Source organism: Rhizobacter terrae, from assembly GCF_003852895.1.
GTDB classification, from domain to species: domain Bacteria; phylum Pseudomonadota; class Gammaproteobacteria; order Burkholderiales; family Burkholderiaceae_C; genus Albitalea; species Albitalea terrae.
In genome coordinates, this window is sequence record NZ_QUSW01000003.1 from 595992 (window position 1) to 615007 (window position 19016).

19 protein-coding genes are annotated in these 19016 nt (G+C 68.7%); 10 read left to right on the forward strand and 9 right to left on the reverse strand.

Annotated elements, in window-relative coordinates; translation table 11 throughout:
• Window positions 1-26 precede the first annotated feature (26 nt).
• The 4 genes from DZC73_RS14355 to DZC73_RS14370 all read left to right on the forward strand — a co-directional run bounded on the left by DZC73_RS14355 (window position 27) and on the right by DZC73_RS14370 (window position 3036).
• Window positions 27-548: a DinB family protein gene (locus DZC73_RS14355; protein WP_124540991.1), complete on the forward strand. Its 522-nt coding sequence runs from the start codon at window positions 27-29 to the stop codon at window positions 546-548.
• Window positions 549-631: 83 nt separating this feature from the next.
• A complete protein-coding gene (locus DZC73_RS14360) occupies window positions 632-2092 on the forward strand; it encodes a glycosyltransferase family 39 protein (RefSeq protein ID WP_161974592.1) in 1461 nt (486 codons plus the stop codon).
• 2 nt (window positions 2093-2094) lie between these two features.
• The gene (locus tag DZC73_RS14365; protein WP_124540993.1) at window positions 2095-2478 is read left to right on the forward strand and encodes a GtrA family protein; all 384 of its coding nucleotides are present in this window, start codon (window positions 2095-2097) and stop codon (window positions 2476-2478) included.
• Between the two features lie 147 nt (window positions 2479-2625).
• Window positions 2626-3036 carry a peptidase inhibitor family I36 protein gene (locus DZC73_RS14370; protein WP_124540994.1) on the forward strand — a complete coding sequence of 137 codons (411 nt, stop codon included), beginning with the start codon at window positions 2626-2628 and terminating at the stop codon, window positions 3034-3036.
• A gap of 6 nt (window positions 3037-3042) precedes the next feature.
• On the opposite strand, the gene DZC73_RS14375 is transcribed toward DZC73_RS14370, so the two are convergent.
• Window positions 3043-3870, reverse strand: coding sequence for a ChbG/HpnK family deacetylase (locus DZC73_RS14375; RefSeq protein WP_124540995.1), 828 nt, complete (start codon window positions 3868-3870; stop codon window positions 3043-3045).
• Window positions 3867-4847, reverse strand: coding sequence for a glycosyltransferase family 2 protein (locus DZC73_RS14380; RefSeq protein WP_124540996.1), 981 nt, complete (start codon window positions 4845-4847; stop codon window positions 3867-3869). The genes DZC73_RS14375 and DZC73_RS14380 overlap by 4 nt, the downstream gene beginning before the upstream one ends.
• 68 nt (window positions 4848-4915) lie before the next feature.
• Between DZC73_RS14380 and DZC73_RS14385 the strand changes: the two genes are divergently transcribed.
• The 4 genes from DZC73_RS14385 to DZC73_RS14400 all read left to right on the forward strand — a co-directional run bounded on the left by DZC73_RS14385 (window position 4916) and on the right by DZC73_RS14400 (window position 8921).
• Window positions 4916-6607 (forward strand): SulP family inorganic anion transporter, encoded by a 1692-nt coding sequence (locus DZC73_RS14385; RefSeq protein WP_161974593.1) that lies wholly within the window; start codon window positions 4916-4918, stop codon window positions 6605-6607.
• 8 nt (window positions 6608-6615) lie between these two features.
• Complete coding sequence (locus DZC73_RS14390; protein ID WP_124540998.1) at window positions 6616-7272, forward strand: alpha/beta hydrolase; 657 nt, start codon at window positions 6616-6618, stop codon at window positions 7270-7272.
• 140 nt (window positions 7273-7412) lie between these two features.
• Complete coding sequence (locus tag DZC73_RS14395; RefSeq protein ID WP_124540999.1) at window positions 7413-8099, forward strand: helix-turn-helix transcriptional regulator; 687 nt, start codon at window positions 7413-7415, stop codon at window positions 8097-8099.
• A 168-nt stretch (window positions 8100-8267) separates the two neighbouring features.
• Window positions 8268-8921 carry a Crp/Fnr family transcriptional regulator gene (locus DZC73_RS14400; protein ID WP_124541000.1) on the forward strand — a complete coding sequence of 218 codons (654 nt, stop codon included), beginning with the start codon at window positions 8268-8270 and terminating at the stop codon, window positions 8919-8921.
• Between the two features lie 6 nt (window positions 8922-8927).
• On the opposite strand, the gene DZC73_RS14405 is transcribed toward DZC73_RS14400, so the two are convergent.
• The 4 genes from DZC73_RS14405 to DZC73_RS14420 all read right to left on the reverse strand — a co-directional run bounded on the left by DZC73_RS14405 (window position 8928) and on the right by DZC73_RS14420 (window position 14129).
• On the reverse strand, window positions 8928-9863 hold the full coding sequence (locus tag DZC73_RS14405; protein ID WP_124541001.1) for a M48 family metallopeptidase: 936 nt from the start codon (window positions 9861-9863) through the stop codon (window positions 8928-8930).
• A gap of 60 nt (window positions 9864-9923) precedes the next feature.
• Window positions 9924-11513: an AmpG family muropeptide MFS transporter gene (locus tag DZC73_RS14410; RefSeq protein WP_124541002.1), complete on the reverse strand. Its 1590-nt coding sequence runs from the start codon at window positions 11511-11513 to the stop codon at window positions 9924-9926.
• Window positions 11514-11528: 15 nt separating this feature from the next.
• A complete protein-coding gene (locus DZC73_RS14415) occupies window positions 11529-13241 on the reverse strand; it encodes an AMP-binding protein (RefSeq protein ID WP_124541003.1) in 1713 nt (570 codons plus the stop codon).
• Between the two features lie 102 nt (window positions 13242-13343).
• On the reverse strand, window positions 13344-14129 hold the full coding sequence (locus DZC73_RS14420; RefSeq protein ID WP_124541004.1) for an exodeoxyribonuclease III: 786 nt from the start codon (window positions 14127-14129) through the stop codon (window positions 13344-13346).
• Window positions 14130-14143: 14 nt separating this feature from the next.
• On the opposite strand from DZC73_RS14420, the gene pyrE reads away from it, so the two are divergent.
• Both pyrE and DZC73_RS14430 read left to right on the forward strand, forming a co-directional pair.
• Window positions 14144-14821, forward strand: a complete 678-nt coding sequence (gene pyrE / locus DZC73_RS14425; RefSeq protein ID WP_407924102.1) for an orotate phosphoribosyltransferase — start codon at window positions 14144-14146, stop codon at window positions 14819-14821.
• A 1-nt stretch (window position 14822) separates the two neighbouring features.
• Window positions 14823-15551 (forward strand): DUF4124 domain-containing protein, encoded by a 729-nt coding sequence (locus tag DZC73_RS14430; protein ID WP_235835125.1) that lies wholly within the window; start codon window positions 14823-14825, stop codon window positions 15549-15551.
• A 39-nt stretch (window positions 15552-15590) separates the two neighbouring features.
• Here the strand turns inward: DZC73_RS14430 and gatB are convergent, their stop codons facing one another.
• From gatB to gatC, 3 genes are read right to left on the reverse strand one after another with little or no spacing between them, the layout of a single operon-like run.
• Window positions 15591-17039 carry an Asp-tRNA(Asn)/Glu-tRNA(Gln) amidotransferase subunit GatB gene (gatB, locus tag DZC73_RS14435; RefSeq protein WP_124541006.1) on the reverse strand — a complete coding sequence of 483 codons (1449 nt, stop codon included), beginning with the start codon at window positions 17037-17039 and terminating at the stop codon, window positions 15591-15593.
• Between the two features lie 2 nt (window positions 17040-17041).
• Entirely contained in the window at window positions 17042-18556 is a 1515-nt protein-coding gene (gatA, locus tag DZC73_RS14440) for an Asp-tRNA(Asn)/Glu-tRNA(Gln) amidotransferase subunit GatA (protein ID WP_124541007.1), read from the reverse strand.
• Entirely contained in the window at window positions 18553-18852 is a 300-nt protein-coding gene (gatC, locus tag DZC73_RS14445) for an Asp-tRNA(Asn)/Glu-tRNA(Gln) amidotransferase subunit GatC (RefSeq protein ID WP_124541008.1), read from the reverse strand. The genes gatA and gatC overlap by 4 nt, the downstream gene beginning before the upstream one ends.
• Window positions 18853-19016 lie beyond the last annotated feature (164 nt).

A 19016-nucleotide genomic window follows, 5' to 3' on the forward strand; every position in this document is an offset into this window, starting at 1 on the left:
GATCCACCGTTTCACATTGACACCCCATGAGCACCTCCACCCTCCTGCTGTCCCTGTTCAAGTACAAGGCCTGGGCCAACGAAGAGCTCTACGCCGAGATGGCCAAGGTCGATGCCGCCGCGCACGAGGCCGAGCGGCACACGGCCATCCGCATCCTGAATCACATCCACGTGGTGGACCGCATCTTCGCCGGCCACCTGTCGGGCACGCCGCACGGCTTCACCGCCACCAACACGCCGCAGACGCCCACGCTGGAGGAGCTGCGCCTGTCGGTGGCCGCCACCGACCAGTGGTACGTGGCTTACGTGCAGTCGCTCGCGCCCGAGCTGTTCGAGCAGAAGCTGTCCTTCGTCTTCACCGACGGGCAGAACGCGACCATGTCGCGCGAGGAGATGCTGGTGCACGTCAACACGCACGGTGCCTACCACCGCGGCGCGGTCGGACGCATCCTCGCGCAGCTGGGCATCGCGCCGCCGCGCGACCTGCTGACGCGGCACCTGCACATCGTCGAGCCCGAGCGCCGGCAACCCGTGACGGCCATGGCCTGAGGCGACCTGACCGACGCCGTCCCGGCGCCGGCTGACCACCCGGCGACAATGCGGGGCTGACTTCCTCCCACCCCATGTCGCCGATGTCCTCCTGGGCCTCCCCCCGCCGCGCGCTCGCGCTGCTTGCCGTGTGGCTGCTGGCCACCCTGGGCCTGCGCCCGCTGCTGCTGCCCGACGAGGGCCGCTACGCCAACGTGGCGCGCGAGATGCTGCATGGCGACGGGCTCACGCCGCTGCTCAACGGCCTGCCCTTCTTCCACAAGCCGCCGCTGATGTACTGGCTGGACATGGCGGCGATGTCGGTCGTGGGCATCAACCACTTCAGTGCGCGCATCGGTCCCTTTGTCGGTGCCTGGGTGATGGGCGCCGCGCTCTTCCTGGCCGTGCGCCGCTGGCACGGCGAGCGGCCCGCGCTGCTCGCGCTGCTGGCGCTGGCGACGACGCCCTTCTTCTTCGTGGGCGGCCAGTACGCCAACCTGGACATGATGGTGGGCGGCATGCTCACCGCGACCATCCTGGCCTTCGCGCGCGCGGCGGACGACGAGCGGCCGCAACTGCGCTGGGTGCTGGCCGCGTGGACGCTGGCGGCCTTGTCGGTGCTGGCCAAGGGGCTCATCGGCATCGTGCTGCCCGCGCTGGTGCTGGGACCCTGGCTGCTCGCGCGCGGGCAGTGGCGCGTGGTGCTGCGCCTGCTGAACCCCATCGGCATCGCCTTGTTCGCGCTCATCGCGCTGCCCTGGTTTGCGCTGATGCAGCACCGCTACCCGGGCTTCTTCGATTACTTCGTGATGGAGCAGCACTTCCGCCGCTTCGCTCAGACCAACTTCAACAACGTGCACCCGTGGTGGTTCTACCTCGTGGCACTGCCTGCCCTGACCCTGCCGTGGAGCCTGTGGCTTCCGCGGGTGTGGCGCGAGCTGGCGCCGGCCGACCGCGCGCGGGCAGGCTTCTACTTTTGGTGGATCGCCGCCATCGTCGGCTTCTTCTCGCTGCCCAGTTCGAAGCTCGTCGGCTATGTGTTGCCTGCGCTGGCACCGTGGTGCCTGCTGCTGTCGATGGCCGCGTCGCGCGCCGACCGCTGGCGCCTGGCGACCACCGTGGCGGGAGCGCTGATCAGCCTCGCGGCCGTGGTGGCGCTGACGTTCAGGGCCCCGCACTCCGCCGCGCCCATCGCACGCGAGCTCGCCTCGCGCATGGCGCCCAACGACCGCGTGGTGTTCGTCGACGAGGTGTTCTTCGACCTGAGCTACGACGTGAATCTCAAGCGGCCCGTGGTCATCCTCAGCGACTGGGCCAGCCCTGACATTCCCAGGCGCGACAACTGGCGCAAGGAGCTGTGGGACGCCGCCCGCTTCGACACCGTGCAGTCGCAGGCGGTGCTGTGGCAACTGGACCGCGCGCCCGAATTGAGCTGTGGCGACACGGCGGCCTGGTTCGTGCTCAAGCCCGGCAATGAACGGTGGCTGGCCGGCGTGCCTGGCATCGAGGCGGTGGTTGTCCATGGCGACGTGAAGCTCATGCGCGCGCCGGCGCGCCGCTGCTGAGCATGCAGCGCTTCGTCCGCTACGCCCTGGTGGGGGCCATCGCCACCGCGGCGCACTATGCGCTGCTGGCGGTGGTGGTGGAGTGGCTGCACTGGCCCGCCTGGCTTGGCTCGGGCCTGGGTGCGGTGCTGGGCGCGCAGGTGGCCTTCTTCGGCAACCGCGTGTTCACCTTCGGGCATGAGGGCCCCATCGTGCCGGCGTGGCTGAAGTTCATGGGCACCGCCGCGGCGGGCGCGCTGCTGGGCATGCTGATCGTCGCGGTGTCGGTGCAATGGGGGCTGCACTACCTGGTCGGCCAGGTCATGGCCACGCTGGCCAGCCTGGTGCTGACCTTCCTCATCAATCGCGCCTGGACATTCCGGCACCCCGAGGGCCGCGCTCCCTAGATCGAAGGGTGCGCAGGCGGCTGGCCATCCCCTCATTGAAGGATCACGCCGCAGGCGGCGGAACCTAGAGTGGATGGCATCCGCGGGTGCCGGCGACGGAGGGGATCGTCGCGGCACGTCGCGCGGAGCAACACGCAAGGATGCACCATGAAGCGACTGTCCACCATGATCATGACCGGCCTGGCAGGCTGCGTGTTCGGGAGCACCGCGTACGCCGGCGGCACGCCCCCTCCCAAGAGCGCCACGTGCACGATCTACGAGCACCGTGACTACGGCGGTGCGCACTGGACCCTGCGCAACGGCGACGACCTGAAGATGGTCAGTGCGCCGGACTACGGCACGTCCGACGGCATCCACCGGTTCCTCTACGAACCGTCATGGAACGACAAGGTCTCGTCCTTCAAGGTCGACCCGGGCTGCACCCTCACGCTGTGGGAGCACGTGAACCATGGCGGGCACCACTTCCGCTCGGGCAAGAGCTACAAGTACGTGGGCGACGGGTGGAACGACAAGGCCAGCGAGGCTGTCTGCGAGTGCGCCGGGCTGCCCAATTGGTGAGGCGCGTCAGCGCGGCGGCTTGACCGCCCGCCACGCGCGACCGATGCGCACGCCGGCTTCGGCCAGGTCGTCGAGGAACTCGCTGCTGTCGAAGTAGTCGGCCTCCGGGCCGCGCGCGGAGGCGATGGCATCGCCTTCGCCGTCGGCCGCGCCGGGGTGGCAGAACAGCAGGGCGCCTTCGTGCGGCACGGCGCGCAGCCAGCCCTTCATCCATTGGCGGTAGCTGCCCGGCACGAAGTCGTACACGCCCAGCAGCGCGGCGTTGCGGGCGATGCCGCGGCGGTCGAGCGCGCGGCGCAGCGCGCGGCCACCGGTGCCGGCGATGAGCGCGCGCTTGACGGCGAAGCCCGGGCCGCGCACGTCGCCGCAGTGGCGCACGGCCGGCGTGTCCGCCCATTGGCCGATCGAGGCGAGCACCCGGTCGCGAACGCCTGGCAAGTGGTGCACGTGCTGATGCCCATCAACGAACGCAGGGTCGCGCCCCATCGCTTCGACGAAGGCCGCATGCTGCGCATCGAACTCCGCCGCGATGGCGGCCAGCGGCAGCAGGCGCAGGTGCGCCTTGGCGATGAGTTGCGGCAGCGGCGGCATCTGCGGCCACACGCGGCGCAGCTCGGCACTCAGGGGCTGGCCTTCGCTGAGGTTGAAGTGCAGCCCCACGTCCATGTCCTCGGGCAGGCCCTTCAGCATGGGTGCGGTGGCGGGCCAGTGCGCGGCGTTGGTGAGGCAGGAGGTCGCGTTGATGCGCCCGCGTGCCGCCAGCTGCGCGATGCGCGCGGACACGCCGCGCGACATGCCGAAGTCATCGGCGCACAGCGCCAGCGTCTTCATCATGCGTGCGGTTCGGTGGGCTGGCTGAGCGCGCCCTGGCCGGACTCCGAGCCGATGACGTACACCGGCCGCTGCTTCACCTCGTCGAAGATGCGCCCCACGTATTCGCCCAGGATGCCGATGGACAGCAACTGCACGCCGCTGAACAGCATCATGCCGGTGACCAGGGTCGCCCAGCCGGGCACGTCGTGGCCGTGCACGAAATGCTCCACCACGATCCACGCCGCGAACACCAGCGCGCCCATGGCGATGAAGGCGCCCACCGCGCTCCACAGGCGCAGCGGCAGGTTGGTGAAGGCGGTGATGCCGGTGAAGGCCAGCCGCGACAGCGACTTCAGCGAGAAGCTGCTCTGCCCCGCATGCCGCTCGGCCGGAAGGTAGTCGATGATCTCGGTGTGGAAACCCACCCAGGCGTACATGCCTTTCATGAAGCGGTTGCGCTCGGGCAGCGACTTCAGCGCGTTGACCACCCGGCGGTCCATCAGCCGGAAGTCGCCCGCGTCCACGGGAATCTGGATCGACGGGTTGGCGTTCACGAGCCGGTAGAAGAGCCAGGTGCCCAGCCGCTTGGCGAAGGACTCGTCGGCCCGCGACGAACGCGCCGCGCACACCATGTCCGCGCCCTTTTGCCAAGCCTCCAGCATGCGCGGCAGCAGCGCGGCCGGGTGCTGGCCGTCGGCGTCCATCAGCAGCACCACCTCGCCGAGGGCATGGTCGATGCCGGCGGTGAGGGCGGCCTCCTTGCCGAAGTTGCGCGACAGGCGCAGGTAGCGCACGCCCGGCGTGGTGAGGAAGGGCAGGATGGCTTGCGGCGTGTGGTCGCGGCTGCCGTCGTCCACCACCACGATCTCCCAGCGGTCGGTGAGTGCGGCGAGCTGGCGCGAGACCTCGGGCAGCACCACGGGCAGGTTCTCGGCCTCGTTGAAGGCCGGCATCACGCAGCTGATGGCGGGGCGGGAGGGGCGGGGAAGGTCGGTCATGCGCTCACGGTGTCGGATGCGAGACTGTACGACGCAAGCCGTCGACAATCATGAGGACGATGCCGCACTTGACGACGTTTGATCCGGCCCGCTGGCGCGCGTATGCGCAGGGCGCACTGCGCGACGACCTGGTGGCCGCGCTGGTGGTGAGCGTGCTGCTCATCCCGCAGAGCCTGGGCTACGCGCTCCTGGCCGGGCTGCCGCCTGAGGCCGGGCTGTACGCCAGCCTGCTGCCGCTGCTGGCCTATGCCGCCCTGGGTTCCAGCCCGGTGATCGGCGTGGGGCCGGTCGCGCTGCTCTCCCTGATGATTTCCCAGGCGGTGGCCCATGCGCCGCCAGGCGTGCCGCCGCACGCCGTTGCCCTGGTGCTGGCCGTCGAGGTGGGTGTGCTGCTGGCCTTGGCCGCCTGGTGGCGGCTGCATGCGCTGGCGGCGCTGCTGAGCGTGCCGGTGCTGCAGGGCTTCGAGACCGGCGGCGCGGTGGCCATCGCACTCAGCCAGCTGCCGGCGCTGCTTGGCTCCGGCGCGCGCGGGTCCAGCCTGCCGCAGCTGCTGGCCTCGTGGCGCGAGACCCCACTGCCCTGGTGGCCGCTGACGGCGCTGTTCGGCGTGGTCGCCATCGTGGCCCTGTGGGTGCTGCGCAAGCGGGCGGCGGACTGGCTGTCACGCATGATGCCGCGCGGCCGGGCGGTGCTGCTGGCGCGGTTGTCCCCGCTGGTGGTGCTGGCGACGGCCATCGCGGTCGAGGCGATCACTCGGTCCGGCGAACGCGGCGTGGTGCTGGTGGGCGCCTTGCCCGCGCTCGAATGGCGGCTGCATGCCATGTCCTTCGACCTGGCCCTGTGGCGCGAGCTGCTGCCCAGCGCCGCGCCGATCGCGCTGGTGGCGTTCGTCAGCAGCCTGGTGGTGGCCGAATCGATGGCCCGCAAGGAAGGCACCCGCATCGACCCGCGCCGCGAACTGGCCGGCCTGGCGGCCGCCAACCTCGCGGCCGCCGCCACCGCCGGCATGCCGGTGGCCGGCAGCTTCACCCGCAGCGTGATGGCGCTGGACGCCGGCAGCCGCACGCGCATGGCCGGTGTCTTCACGGCGGTGTTCATGGGCCTGGCCGTGCTGCTCATCGGCCGGCCGCTGGCCCTGCTGCCCATCGCGGTGCTGGCGGCCACGATCCTCGTCGCCTCGGTGGCGGTGTTCGACCTCCAGCCCTTTCGCGAGGCCTGGCGCTACGACCGCGCCGAATGCGTGCTGATGACGCTGGTGGCCGTGCTCACGGTGGTCATGGGCGTCACCTGGGCGCTGGGCGTGGGCGTGGCGGCGTCCATCGGGCTGCTGCTGCAGCGCACGGCCCGGCCGCACGTGGCGCTCATCGGCCGCGTGCCTGGTACCGAGCACTACCGCAACGCCGAGCGCTACGAGGTCGAACTCACGCCGGGCGTGATGGCGTTGCGCATCGACGAAAGCCTGCTGTTCACCAACGCCCGGCAGCTGAGCGACGTGGTGGCCCAGCAGCTGGTGCGCTACCCCGACACGCGCCGCGTGGTGCTGCAGATGTCGCCGGTGAATCACATCGACCTGAGCGGGCTGGCGGCGCTGCGTGCGCTGCACGACATGCTGGCCGGCCGCGGCATCCGGCTGGACCTGAGCGAGGTGAAGGGCCCCGTGCTGGACGGCCTGAAAGCCGGCCAGTGGCGGCAATGGTTCGGCGGCGAGCTGTTCCTGAGCCATCACCACGCGATGGAGGCCGATGGGCCCGTGCGATGATTCATGCCATGTCGCTCCAAACCATCGAAGTCGGTCCCGCCGGACCCGTTTCCACCTCGGTCATCATCCTGCACGGCCTGGGCGCCGACGGCACGGACTTCCTGTCCTTCGCCGACGAGCTGGAAGTGCCGGGCGGGCCGGTGCGGTGGATCTTCCCGCGGGCGCCGGTGATGCCGGTCACCATCAACAACGGCTACGCGATGCGGGCCTGGTACGACATCTTCGGGTTCGACGGCGCTTCGGGCGAAGACGATGCCGGCCTTCGCCGCTCGATGGCCGAGGTGCATGCCCTGCTGGACCGCGAGCAGGAGCGAGGCGTGCCGGCCGGCCGCATCGTGCTGGGCGGTTTCTCGCAAGGCTGCGCGATGACGCTCCTGTCGGCGCTGCGCTACCCGAAGCGGCTGGCCGGGCTCATCGGCATGTCGGGCTACCTGCCGCTGGCGTCCACGCTGGCTGCCGAGCGGCATGCCGCCAATGCCGACGTGCCCTTGTTCCTCGCGCACGGCCGCAGCGATCCGGTGGTGGGCTTCGACCGCGCCACTGCCTCGCGCGATGCGCTGCTGGCGCTGGGCTACCAAGTCGAGTGGCACGAGTACCCGATGCAGCACTCGGTGTGCCCGCAGGAGGTGGTGGACCTGCAGAAGTGGCTCCACAAGACGCTGTAGCCTGGGAGCGGCCGGCCCTGGTGCCGCGCCGAAGGTGAATTTCGCACAACCCCGCCGTTCAGATTCACCCCTTCAAAAACACTTGCTTACCTAAGCTTTCAACGAGTCCGAACTTGTTGTGAATGCGAAGGGAAGCAAGCATGTTTGACTTCATCACCCAAGACCACAACCCAGCCCGGGTGCCTTGCGCCGATGGCGGCGCGGCGGGCATGGATGTGTCCATCCTCATGCGGGTGCTCGACGAGATCGACTACGGCGTCGTGCTCGTGGACGGCAACGGCAGCCTGCGCTATGCCAACCAACTGGCCCTGCGCGAGATGCTGGCCGGCGGCCCGCTGCGCCTGGGGGGCGGACGGGTCCACACCACCACGCCCGCCGACCAGCACGTGCTCAGCGTGGCCATCGCCGATGCCGTGCGTGGGCGCCGCAAGCTCTTCACCGCCAGCGACGCGTGCGGCTCGCTGCCTGTGGCGGTCGTGCCGATGCACGGTGCCGCCGACGGCGAAGCGCTGGCCCTGCTGGTGCTGGGCCGGCGCAGCGCGGCCGACTCGCTGACGGTGGACTTCTACGCCCGCAGCAACGGCCTCACCTGCGCCGAGGCCCTGGTGCTCCAGCGCATGTGCGTGGGCCTCAAGCCCAAGGAGGTGGCCAAGGAGCAGGGCGTGGCCATCTCCACCGTGCGCTCCCACATCTGCAGCATCCGCACCAAGACGCAGACGGGCAGCATCCGCGAACTGCTCAACCGCATCGCGGTGCTGCCGCCGATCACGCCGGTGATCAAGGCGATGTCTGTCGAGCATCACCGCGAGCCCGCGACGGCACAGTGAGGCCTGGGCCGCGGGCGGCGGTGATGCAGCGATGCGACGGATGCCCCGCGTGACCGGCGCATCCGGTGTCCAGGGAGGACACCCGGCGGTGGTCCCATGGCGTGCTCGTGCTAGAGTTTTTGCGGTTGCGCGGACCAGGGGGACGCGCCCGTTCGCACGCTGCGCGCCATGGACCACCCAGGTGATATCGCCGAATCGTCGTTGCCCGCGGCCTGGCGCACCCTCGCGGCCCGAGGCGTGCCGCGCCGCTTCGGCAAGGGCATGCTGCTCATCCAGGAGGGTGACCGCGACGACACCCTGTTCATCATCCTGGCCGGCCGCGTGCAGGCCTTTTCCAAGGACGATCAGGAAAGCGGTCGCGAGATCGTCTACAACGACTACGGTCCCGCCGATTTCGTCGTGGGCGAGATGAGCCTGGACGGCGGGCCGCGATCCGCGTCGGTGCGTGCGATCGAACCCACGCACTGCGTGGCAGTGACGCGGCAGACGCTGCGCGAACACATCGCGGCCAACCCGGAATTCGCGTTCGAGCTGTTGGCGCATGTCATCGGCCGCGCGCGTGCCGCCACGAAGGCGGCACGCGAGATTGCCTTCTTCAATGTCTATGACCGGGTGACCCGCTTGCTGAATGGGCTCGCCGTGGAGCGCCCGGATGGCACCCGGATCATCCAGGGTTCGCTCACGCACAAGAGCATTGCCTCGCGTGCCGGATGCTCGCGCGAGATGGTGAGCCGGCTGATGAAGGACCTGGAGACCGGCGGTTTCGTTGCCACCGAGGGCCGGGACATGGTCCTGCGCCGGCGTCTCCCGTCAGGTTGGTGACCCGGGCTACTTCAGCGATTCATCAAACCGGCGGGTCGGCTTTGGAGCCTTCTGGTACACCGGCAGCACCAGCGGCAGGCTGGCCTGGATCTCCTCGATCCGCGTCGCACCCGACGGGTGGGTGGACAGCCATTGCGGCGGCGCGCCCTTGCTGGCCTGGCCCATCTTCTCCCACAGCGTCACGCCAGCGCGCGGGTCGTAGCCGGCGCGCGCGGCCAGGTCGAGGCCGACCTTGTCCGCTTCCGATTCATCGCCCCGGCTGAACCGCAGGCTCAGCAGCTGCCCGCCCAGGCCGGCCAGGTAGCGCCCGCCGTTGCCCAGGCCCAGCAGCGCCGCGCCGATCTCGATCGCGCTGTTGGTGACCGCGCTCTTGCCCATGCGCTCGCGGGCATGCTCGCGCAAGGCATGCGCGATCTCGTGGCCCATCACCATGGCCACCTCGTCGTCGGTGAGCTTGAGCTGGTCGAGGATGCCGTAGTAGAAGGCGATCTTTCCGCCCGGCATGCAGAAGGCGTTGATCTGCTTGCTGCCGATGAGGTTGACCTCCCAGTTCCAGTCCGCTGCTCGCGGCGTGGAATGCAGGTTGGGCGACATGATGTGCGGGATGAGCCGTTGCGCGATGGCGCGCAGCCGCACCACCTGTGGATGCGAGTCCGGCGCCAGCGCGCGCTGCGACGAGGCCTCGGCCAGCATCTTGCGGTACTGCTGCTGCGCCGCCTTCTCCAGCTGCTCGGCCGACACCAGCCCGCTCAGCTGCGAGCGCTCGCCCACTTCCACGCCATCCGCCAGCGCTACCGCGGGCAGGGTGGCGCCGAGGCCGGCACCCGCCACGAGCGCGGTGAAACGGCGGCGCGAGTGCAGCGCGCACTGGCAGCCGAAGGCGTGCGGCTGCAGGGAAGGGGAAGGAACGTAGTCGGTCTGGAAGTCGGAATCGGAGCTCATGGAACCTCGGAATGCGTGCGGCGCCCAACAGCCGCCAGATGATGTTGCCAGAAGAGGATTTCAATCGTCCGCCGGGACGGCGTCGGGGTCAACTTCCAGCGAGCGTACCGCGTGCCGCATCCACCAGAGCATGACCAGCGCGGGCGCGGCCAGGACGGTGGAGATGATGAAGAACGTGGGCCAGCCGATGGACTCGGCCAGCACGCCCGCCAGCGGCCCCACCCACACCCGGCCCACCGAGGCGAAGGCCGACAGCAGCGCGTACTGCGTGGCGGTGAAGCGCTGGTTGCACAGGCTCATCAGGAAGGCGAGGAAGGCAGCGGTGCCCATGCCGCCGGAGAGGTTCTCCGCGGCGATCACCAGCAGCAGGCCGCCGTCCACCGGCGTGGGCTGCGCGAGCTTGACGAAGCCCCAGTCGAAGGCCGGCAGCGTGAGGCCCGACATCAAGCCCTTGCCAGCCACGGCCAGCCACCAGAAGCCCAGGTTGCTCACCATCTGCAGGATGCCGAAGATCATCAGCGAGCGCCACAGGCCCAGGCGCAGCATCAGCGCGCCACCGATCAGCGCGCCGCCGATGGACAGCCAGATGCCCAGGATCTTGTTGACCACGCCCACCTCGGCCAGGCCGAAGCCCACGCCTTGCAGCAGGAAGGGCGTCATCAGCGAGCCGGCGAAGGCATCGCCCAGCTTGAAGAGCACGATGAAGGCGAGGAATGGCCAGGCGCCCTCTTGCGCGAAGTAGCTGCGCAGCCCGCCCAGCAAGGTCTCGAAGCGCGCCCAGCGCGCGGCGAAGGCCGCCAGCGGCAGGGTGAACAGCAGGCCCAGCATCAGTGCCAGCAGGTCCACCCACTTCTGCTTGAGGGGCGCTGCCATGCTCGAGTTGGCGAAGAAGGGCGCGAGCATCGCGTCGGCGGCCGGCGGGCCCAGCGCCTCGCTGAGCTTGAAGCCGATGCCCACGGCCACCAGCACGGCGAAGAAGCCGATGAGGTCCTGCCGCGCCACGCTGCCGGGCGCCTGCGCATGCTGCAGCCGAGGCAGGAAGACGACGGTGACGGCGGCCAGGCCCACCATCATCCAGCCCATGAAGCGGTAGATCTCGGGCCAGGTCCAGGCGCCGCCTTGCGCGGGGTCGGCCCAGATGAAGGCGATGCCGCCGGACAGGATCATCGCCATGCGGTAGCCCATCACGTACATCGAGGAGCCGAGCGCACGTTCATTGGGCGCGTGCATGTTGGTGCGGTAGGCGTCGACGACCACGTCCTGCGATGCCGACACGAATGCGATGAGCGTGGCGAGCAGCGCGAAGGTGCGCGTCGCGTGGCTGGGCGAGGTGCCCGACATCCACCACAGCAGCAGTGCCAGCACGAGCTGTGTGGCGACGATCCAGCCGCGGCGCCGGCCCAGCCAGGGCAGGTCGAAGCGGTCCATCAGCGGCGCCCACAGGAACTTGAAGGTGTAGGGCAGGCCGACGATGCTCAACAGCCCAATGGTGGCGATGCTCACGCCCTCGGACGTGAGCCAGGCCTGCATCGCCTGCCCGGTCAGCGCCAGCGGCAGCCCGGACGCGAAGCCCACCAGCGCGGCGACCGTCAGCCGGTGCAGCGCCGCGAGGTCGAAGCGTGAAGGCGGCGCGGTGTTATCGGCCGCCATGCGAGAGAGAAAGCGTCATGCGGCCATTCTAGGCACCGCTTGCGACGCGCTTTCTCCTTGCCACAGCACGAGGGTGGGCTCCTCCACCCACTTCTCGGCGAGCGCGGCGTAACGGTCTTCCATCGGCTGGCGCTTGAGCTTGAGCGTGGGCGTGAGCATGCCGTTCTCGATGGTCCATGGGTCGGTCGTCAGCACCAGCTTGGCGAGCTTCTCGTGCGAGTCGAGCCGGGCGTTGACCGTCTTCACCAGCTGCACCATGGCCATCTCCACCGCCTCGCGCGGCTGTGCCTTGCCGATGTCCGACAGCACCGCCACCGCCACCGGCTGCGGCAGGCCGCTGCCCATCACGCAGACCTGTTCCAGCAGGTTGTTCTCCATCAGCAGGCTCTCGATGGGCGCGGGCGAGACGAACTTGCCCTTGCCGGTCTTGAACTGCTCGCGCACGCGCCCGACGATGCGCAAGGCGCCATCGGGCGCGATCTCGCCCAGGTCGCCGCTGCGGTAGAAGCCGTCGGCCGTGATGACCTCGCGGGTTTTCTCCGGCTCGCGGTAGTAGCCGTCCATCAGCGCGGGCGTGCGCACCAGCACCTCGCCGGCCGCGCCGCCGTTGAGCGCGCCGTCGCCGAGCTTGATCTCCACGCCTTCATAGGGCTTGCCCACGCTGCCCGCGCGGGCGCCGCCCATGGCGGTGGTGGTGCCCTGGCCGAAGGTCTCGGTCATGCCGTAGACCTCCCAGATGTTGATGCCCAGCCGCGCATACCAGTCCAGCAGCGTGGGCGAGATGGGCGCCGCGCCGCTGGCCACCATGCGCGCCTTGGCCAGGCCCAGCGCCTTGCGGATCTTCTTCTTCACGAGGCCCGAGACGATGGGAATGCTGAGCAGCCGGTCGAGCTTTTCCTGCGGCATCTTGCCCAGCACGCCCATCTGGAAGCGCGTCCACAGCCGCGGCACGGCGAAGAAGCCGGTGGGCTGGGCGACCTGCAAGTCCTGCGCGAAAGTGTCCAGCGACTCGACGAAGTACAGCGTCATGCCGGTGTAGATGCTGCCCATCTCCACGAGCGCGCGCTCGGCGACGTGGGACATCGGCAGGTAGGACAGGTAGCGGTCGCGGTCGCTGAACTCGAACAGCTTCATGCCGGTGGAAATGGCCGCGGCGATGTGGCGGAAGCGGTTCACCACGCCCTTGGGGTTGCCCGTGGTGCCCGAGGTGTACATGATGCTGGCGGTGTCATCGAGCGCGGGCAGCTTGGTGAGCGGCAGCGGCTCGCTCGCCTTGACCACCGCGTCCCAGTCGTCGCCGCCCAGGCGCTTCGGGTAGGGGAAGCTGATGCGCGGCAGGCCCGCGGGCAGCGCCTCGTCCACCCGCTCGGGTTCGTCGAGCTTGCCGGTGAAGACCAGCACTGCGTTGCTGTGCTCCAGCACGTAGCGCGTGACCTCGGCCGACTGGTTCTGGTACATCGGCACGCTCACGTGCCCGGCCATGAGGATGGCCATGTCCGCCATCACCCAGTGCGCGCAGTTCTTGGAAATGATGGCGATGCGGCTGCCAGGCGGATACCCCCTGGCGGCCAGTGCGCCGGCCATGCGCCGCACCTCGTCCAGAGTCTGGGCCCAGGTCCAGGTGCGCCACTGCCGGTCCGTCGGCTGGTGCATGTAGACGGTGTTGGGGCGCTTCCCGGCCTGTGCGATCAGTGCATCGACGCAGGTGATCAACTTCTCTTGCGACATGGCGGCTCCGACGATGTGTTCGCCCGAGTGTCGGCCCCGTGCCGGATGGCGTCGATCAGGGTGATTGCCGGGTGGGCCGGCCGGCCAAGGGATTGGCCCGGCTTACAAGGTGAAGTCGTAGTCGATCACCAGCGGCGCATGGTCCGAGAAGCGTTCCTTCAGGTAGATGTGCTCGCTTTTCGCCGTCGCCGCGATCATCGGCGTCGCCAGGTGGTAGTCCAGCCGCCACCCCACGTTCTTCGCCCAGGCCTGGCCGCGGTTGCTCCACCAGGTGTATTGCTCCGGGTGCGGATTCAGCGTGCGGAACACGTCCACCAGGCCGATCTGCTCCAGGGCATGGGTCATCCATGCCCGCTCCTCCGGCAGGAAGCCGCTGTTCTTCTGGTTGCTCTTCCAGTTCTTGAGGTCAATCTCCTTGTGGGCGATGTTCACGTCGCCCACGAGAATGAATTCACGCTCGGCCTTGAGCTGGATGAGGTGGGGCGCCATCAGCGCCAGGAAGCGGAACTTCGCCTGCTGGCGATGCTCTCCACTGCTGCCGCTCGGAAAGTAGCAGCTGATGACGCTCAACTTCCGCTGCGGCGTGTCGAAACGCATTTCGATGTAGCGGCCCTCGGCATCGAATTCCTCGTTGCCGATGCCGGTGATGACCTGCGTGGGTGCCTTGCGGCTGTACAGGCCCACGCCGGAATACCCCTTCTTCTCGGCGCAATGGAAATGACCGGTCATGCCTGCCACGGTGTCGAAGCGGCCCTCGATGTCGGCGAGCTGGGCCTTGATCTCCTGCACCCCCATACAATCGGCCGAGAGTCCCTCCGCGAACGGGATGAACCCCTTGTTCACCGCCGAGCGGATGCCGTTCAAATTCAAAGTCACAAGACGGAACACAGGCGATGTCCTCAATGAGCGCAGCCCCCCCCAACGACACCCTGGCCCGTGACTTCGTGGCGTTCTCCGTCCAGTCCGGCGTGCTGAGGTTCGGGGAGTTCAAGACCAAGGCCGGGCGGCTGTCGCCCTATTTCTTCAATTCCGGCCTGTTCGACGACGGCGCCAAGCTAGCGCGCCTGTCGGAATTTTATGCGCGGCGCTTGCTGGCCTCGGGCCTGCAGTTCGACATGCTCTTCGGCCCGGCCTACAAGGGCATCACCCTGGCGGCCGGCACCGGCATCGCCCTGGCGGGCCTGGGCCGCAGCGTGCCTTTTTGCCACAACCGCAAGGAAGCCAAGGACCATGGCGAAGGCGGGCTGATGGTGGGCGCGCCGCTCAAGGGCCGGGTGGTCATCATCGACGACGTCATCACCGATGGCGCCTCCAAGCGCGAATCGGTGGAGATGATCCGTGCGGCCGGTGCCGAGCCCGCGGCCGTGCTGATTGCCATGGACCGCATGGAGCGCGGCGGGCGCGATGACAACCTCTCGGACAAGTCTGCCGTTGAAGACTTTCAAAGCCAGTACGGCATTCCGGTCCTGAGCATCGCCAACCTGACCGATCTCATGCAGTATCTGCGCTCGAACGACGACCCGGCGCTGAGAACCCATTTCTCGGCCGTGGCCGCCTACCGCGAACGTTACGGAGTGTGACTTGGTCCTGCGCTGTGGTTTGAAGAAGTCGGACGTTGTCGGCCTCGGCGCGGGGTGGATCCTGTCCGCCTGCCTGCTGGCCGCCGGTTCGGCTGCCGCCGCGGCGCCCATCTACACCTGCGTGGACGCCACGGGCAAGAAGCACACGTCCGACCGCCCCATCGTCGAATGCGCCACCCGCGACCAGCGCTTGCTCAATGCGGACGGATCGGTCAGGCAGATCGTGCCCCCCACGCCCACCGCCGACGAACGTGCCGAGCAGGAGCAGCGCGAGCGCCAGGCCGCCGCCGAACGGGCCCAGCAGCAGGACACCATCCGGCGCGATCGCAACCTGATGACGCGATTCCCCAATGAGGCAGCGCACAACAAGGCCCGCGCCGCGGCGCTGGACGACGTGCGAAACGCGGTGGCCTTGTCCGAGAAGCGCATCGCGGCCCTTGCGGCCGACCGCAAGCCGCTGATGGACGAGGCCGAGTTCTACGCCGGCAAGCAGATGCCGCTCAAGCTCAAGCAGCAGCTCGATGCGAATGATGCGGCCACCGACGCACAGCGGTCGTTGATCCAGAACCAGCAGTCCGAGATCGGACGCATCAACGCGCTGTACGACACGGAGCTGGCGCGGCTGAAGAAGCTGTGGGCCGGCGCGCCGGCGGGGTCGCTCGGGGCGCTGCCCGCTGCGCCGGCGGCTTCGGGGGCGGCCTCGACCGCCGTGGCGAAGAAGGCCAAGTGAAGCAGGGCGGCTCGGCCGCCCCGTTCAAGACCCGTCGAATCAGCCGAGCTTCTTCTTCAGCAGCTCGTTCACCTGCGCCGGATTGGCCTTGCCCTTGGTGGCCTTCATGGCCTGGCCGACCAGGGCGTTGAAGGCCTTCTCCTTGCCGGCGCGGAATTCCTCCACCGACTTGGCGTTGGCGGCGAGCACCTCGTCGAGGATGCGCTCGAGTTCTCCGGTGTCGTTCATCGGCTTGAGGCCCTTGGCCTCGATGACCGCGTCGACGTCCTGAGCCTCACCGGTCCACAGCGCTTCGAAGACCTGCTTTGCGCCGTTGTTGGTGACAGTGCCGTCGCTGATGCGCGAGATCAGCTTGGCCAGGGTCTCAGCCTTTACCGGGCTCGCATCCAGCTCACGACCTTCGGCATTCAAGCGCCGCGACACTTCGCCCATCAGCCAGTTCGCCGCCAGCTTCGGCTGGCCGCACGCCTTGGCCGTGGACTCGAAGAACGCGCCGAAGGCCTTGCTCTGGGTCATCATGGTCGCGTCGTATTCCGGCAGGCCGTAATCCTTCTGGAAGCGGGCGGCCATCACGCGGGGCAGCTCGGGCATGTGGGCGCGCACGTCCTCGATCCATGGCTGCGGGATCATCAGCGGCGGCAGGTCGGGGTCGGGGAAGTAGCGGTAGTCGTGCGCATCTTCCTTGGTGCGCATGGCCCGCGTCTCGCCGGAGTCGGGGTTGAACAGCACGGTGGCCTGCTGAACCTTGCCGCCATCCTCGACCAGGTCGATCTGCCACTGGATCTCGAAGTCGATCGCCTGCTGCAGGAACTTGAAGCTGTTCAGGTTCTTGATCTCGCGCCGCGTGCCGAAGGGCTCGCCGGGCTTGCGCACCGACACGTTGGCGTCGCAGCGGAAGGAGCCTTCCTGCATGTTGCCGTCGCAGATGTCGATCCACTTCACCAGCTCGTGCAGGGTCTTGGCGTACTCGACGGCCTCCGCACTGGAGCGCATGTCCGGCTCCGACACGATCTCCAGCAGCGGGGTGCCCGCACGGTTCAGGTCGATGCCGGTCTGGCCGGCGTAGTCCTCGTGCAGCGACTTGCCTGCATCCTCTTCGAGGTGCGCCCGGGTGAGCCTCACCTTGTGATGCACACCCCCCACGAAGAACTCGATCGTGCCGCCTTGCACCACCGGCGTCTCGTACTGGCTGATCTGGTAGCCCTTGGGCAGGTCGGGGTAGAAGTAGTTCTTGCGCGCGAAGATGGACTGGTTCGCCACCTTGGCGCCCACCGCCAGGCCGAAGCGGATGGCCCGCTCCACCGCGCCCTTGTTCATCACGGGCAGCGTGCCCGGCAGCGCCAGGTCCACCGGCGAGGCCTGCGTGTTCGGCTGCGCACCGAACGCGGTGGACGACCCGCTGAAGATCTTCGATTGCGTGGACAGTTGCGCGTGCGTTTCCAGGCCGATGACGACCTCGTAGCCGCGGATCAGTTTGCTCGTGCTCATGTTCAGAGTCCTGCCGGCGCGCGCGAATGCCAGTCCGTCGCCTGCTGGAAGGCGTGCGCCGCGTGCAGCAGCGTGCCCTCCTGGAAGTAGTTGCCGATCAGCTGCAGGCCCACGGGCATGCCGCCTTCGCCGAAGCCGGCGGGCAGGCTCATGCCGGGCAGGCCGGCCAGGCTGGCGGGCAGGGTGAAGATGTCGGCCAGGTAGCTGGCCACCGGGTCGTCGCCCTTGTCTCCCAGCTTCCAGGCCACGGTGGGCGCCACCGGGCCGGCGATCACGTCGCACTGCCGGAAGCAGGCCTGGAAGTCGTCGGCGATCATGCGGCGCAGCTTCTGCGCCTGCAGGTAGTAGGCGTCGTAGTAGCCGTGCGAGAGGACGTAGGTGCCGATCATGATGCGGCGCTTCACCTCGGGGCCGAAGCCTTCGCCTCGGCTGTGGGCATACATCTGATCGAGCGCAGTGCGCTTCTTCTCGTCGCTCGGGTCGAAGGGAACCGCGCTGCGATGCCCGAAGCGCACGCCATCGAAGCGGCTCAGGTTCGACGAAGCCTCGGCCGGCGCGATGATGTAGTACACCGGGATGGACAGCTCCGTGCGAGGCAGGCTCACGTCCACCAGCGTGGCGCCCAGCTTCTCCAGCTCGGCCAGCGCGGCGCGCACCGCGCCATTCACGTCGGCCGCCAGGGCGGCCGGGAAGAACTCCTTGGGCAGGCCGATGCGCAGGCCCTTCAGCGGCTGTGCAGCCGTGGCGCCGTCGCGGGCCTGCAGCATCGCCGCATGGAAATCCTGCGGCGGGCGCTGTGCGCTCGTCGCATCGCGTTCATCGAAGCCGCTCATCGCCGACAGCAGCAGCGCGCAATCTTCGGCGCTGCGCGCCAGCGGCCCGGCCTGGTCCAGGCTGGAGGCGAACGCGATCATCCCGTAGCGCGAGCACACGCCGTAGGTCGGCTTGATGCCGGTGATGCCCGAGAAGCTGGCCGGCTGGCGGATGGAGCCGCCGGTGTCGGTGCCGGTGGCGGCCGGCACCTCGCGGGCGGCCACGGCCACCGCCGAACCGCCGGACGATCCGCCGGGCACGCGGCTGGTGTCCCAGGGGTTCTTCGCCGGCTTGTAGGCGGAGTTCTCGTTGCTGGAGCCCATGGCGAACTCGTCGCAGTTGAGCTTGCCCAGTGTCACCGTGCCGGCCTCGGCCAGCTTGCGCACCACGGTCGCGTCGAAGGGGCTCAGGTAGCCCTCCAGCATCTTCGAGCCGGCGGTGGTGGGCAGGTCCTGGGTGACGAAGATGTCCTTGTGGGCGATGGGCACGCCCAGCAGTGCACCTTGCTCGCCGGCAGCGCGGCGGGCGTCGGCCGCCTGCGCCTGGGCGACGGCGGCGTCTGCATTCACCGACAGCCAGGCGCCCAGTTGTTCGTGAGTCGCAACCCGCGCGAGCAGATGTTTCGTGGCTTCGACGCTGGAAACGTCTTTCGTGGCGAGCGCGCGGCCGAGTTCGGCCACGCCCATGTCGTGCAGCGCCTTCATTCGATCACCTTGGGAACGAGGAAGAGGCCGTCCTCGACGACGGGGGCGCTGCGCTGGTTGAGCTCGCGCTGGTTGATCTCGGTGACCGCGTCCTCGCGCAGGCGAAGAGCCACCTCGCTCACCGCGGACAGCGGTGTGTACAGCGGCTCGACGCCGCTGGTGTCCATTGCCTTCATCTGATCGACGATGGAAAAGAACCCATTGAGCTGGGTGAGCATCGACGCCTGCTCGGCCGGCGAGAGCTCGAGCCGGGCAAGGTGGGCGATGCGGCTGACGTCTTCGTGTGCCAGTGCCATGGAAATTAGAGTGTTCCGGACCCTGCAGGAGGGTCGTAAACCAGAGGGGATCGGGTATTATCTTCGGTTATCCACAACCCTCGGTGGACACGAGGAACTGAGTGTTCCCGCGGGCTGCCGTTGGGTTTACACGCGTCGCCACCACAACGAATTCAAAAGCGTCC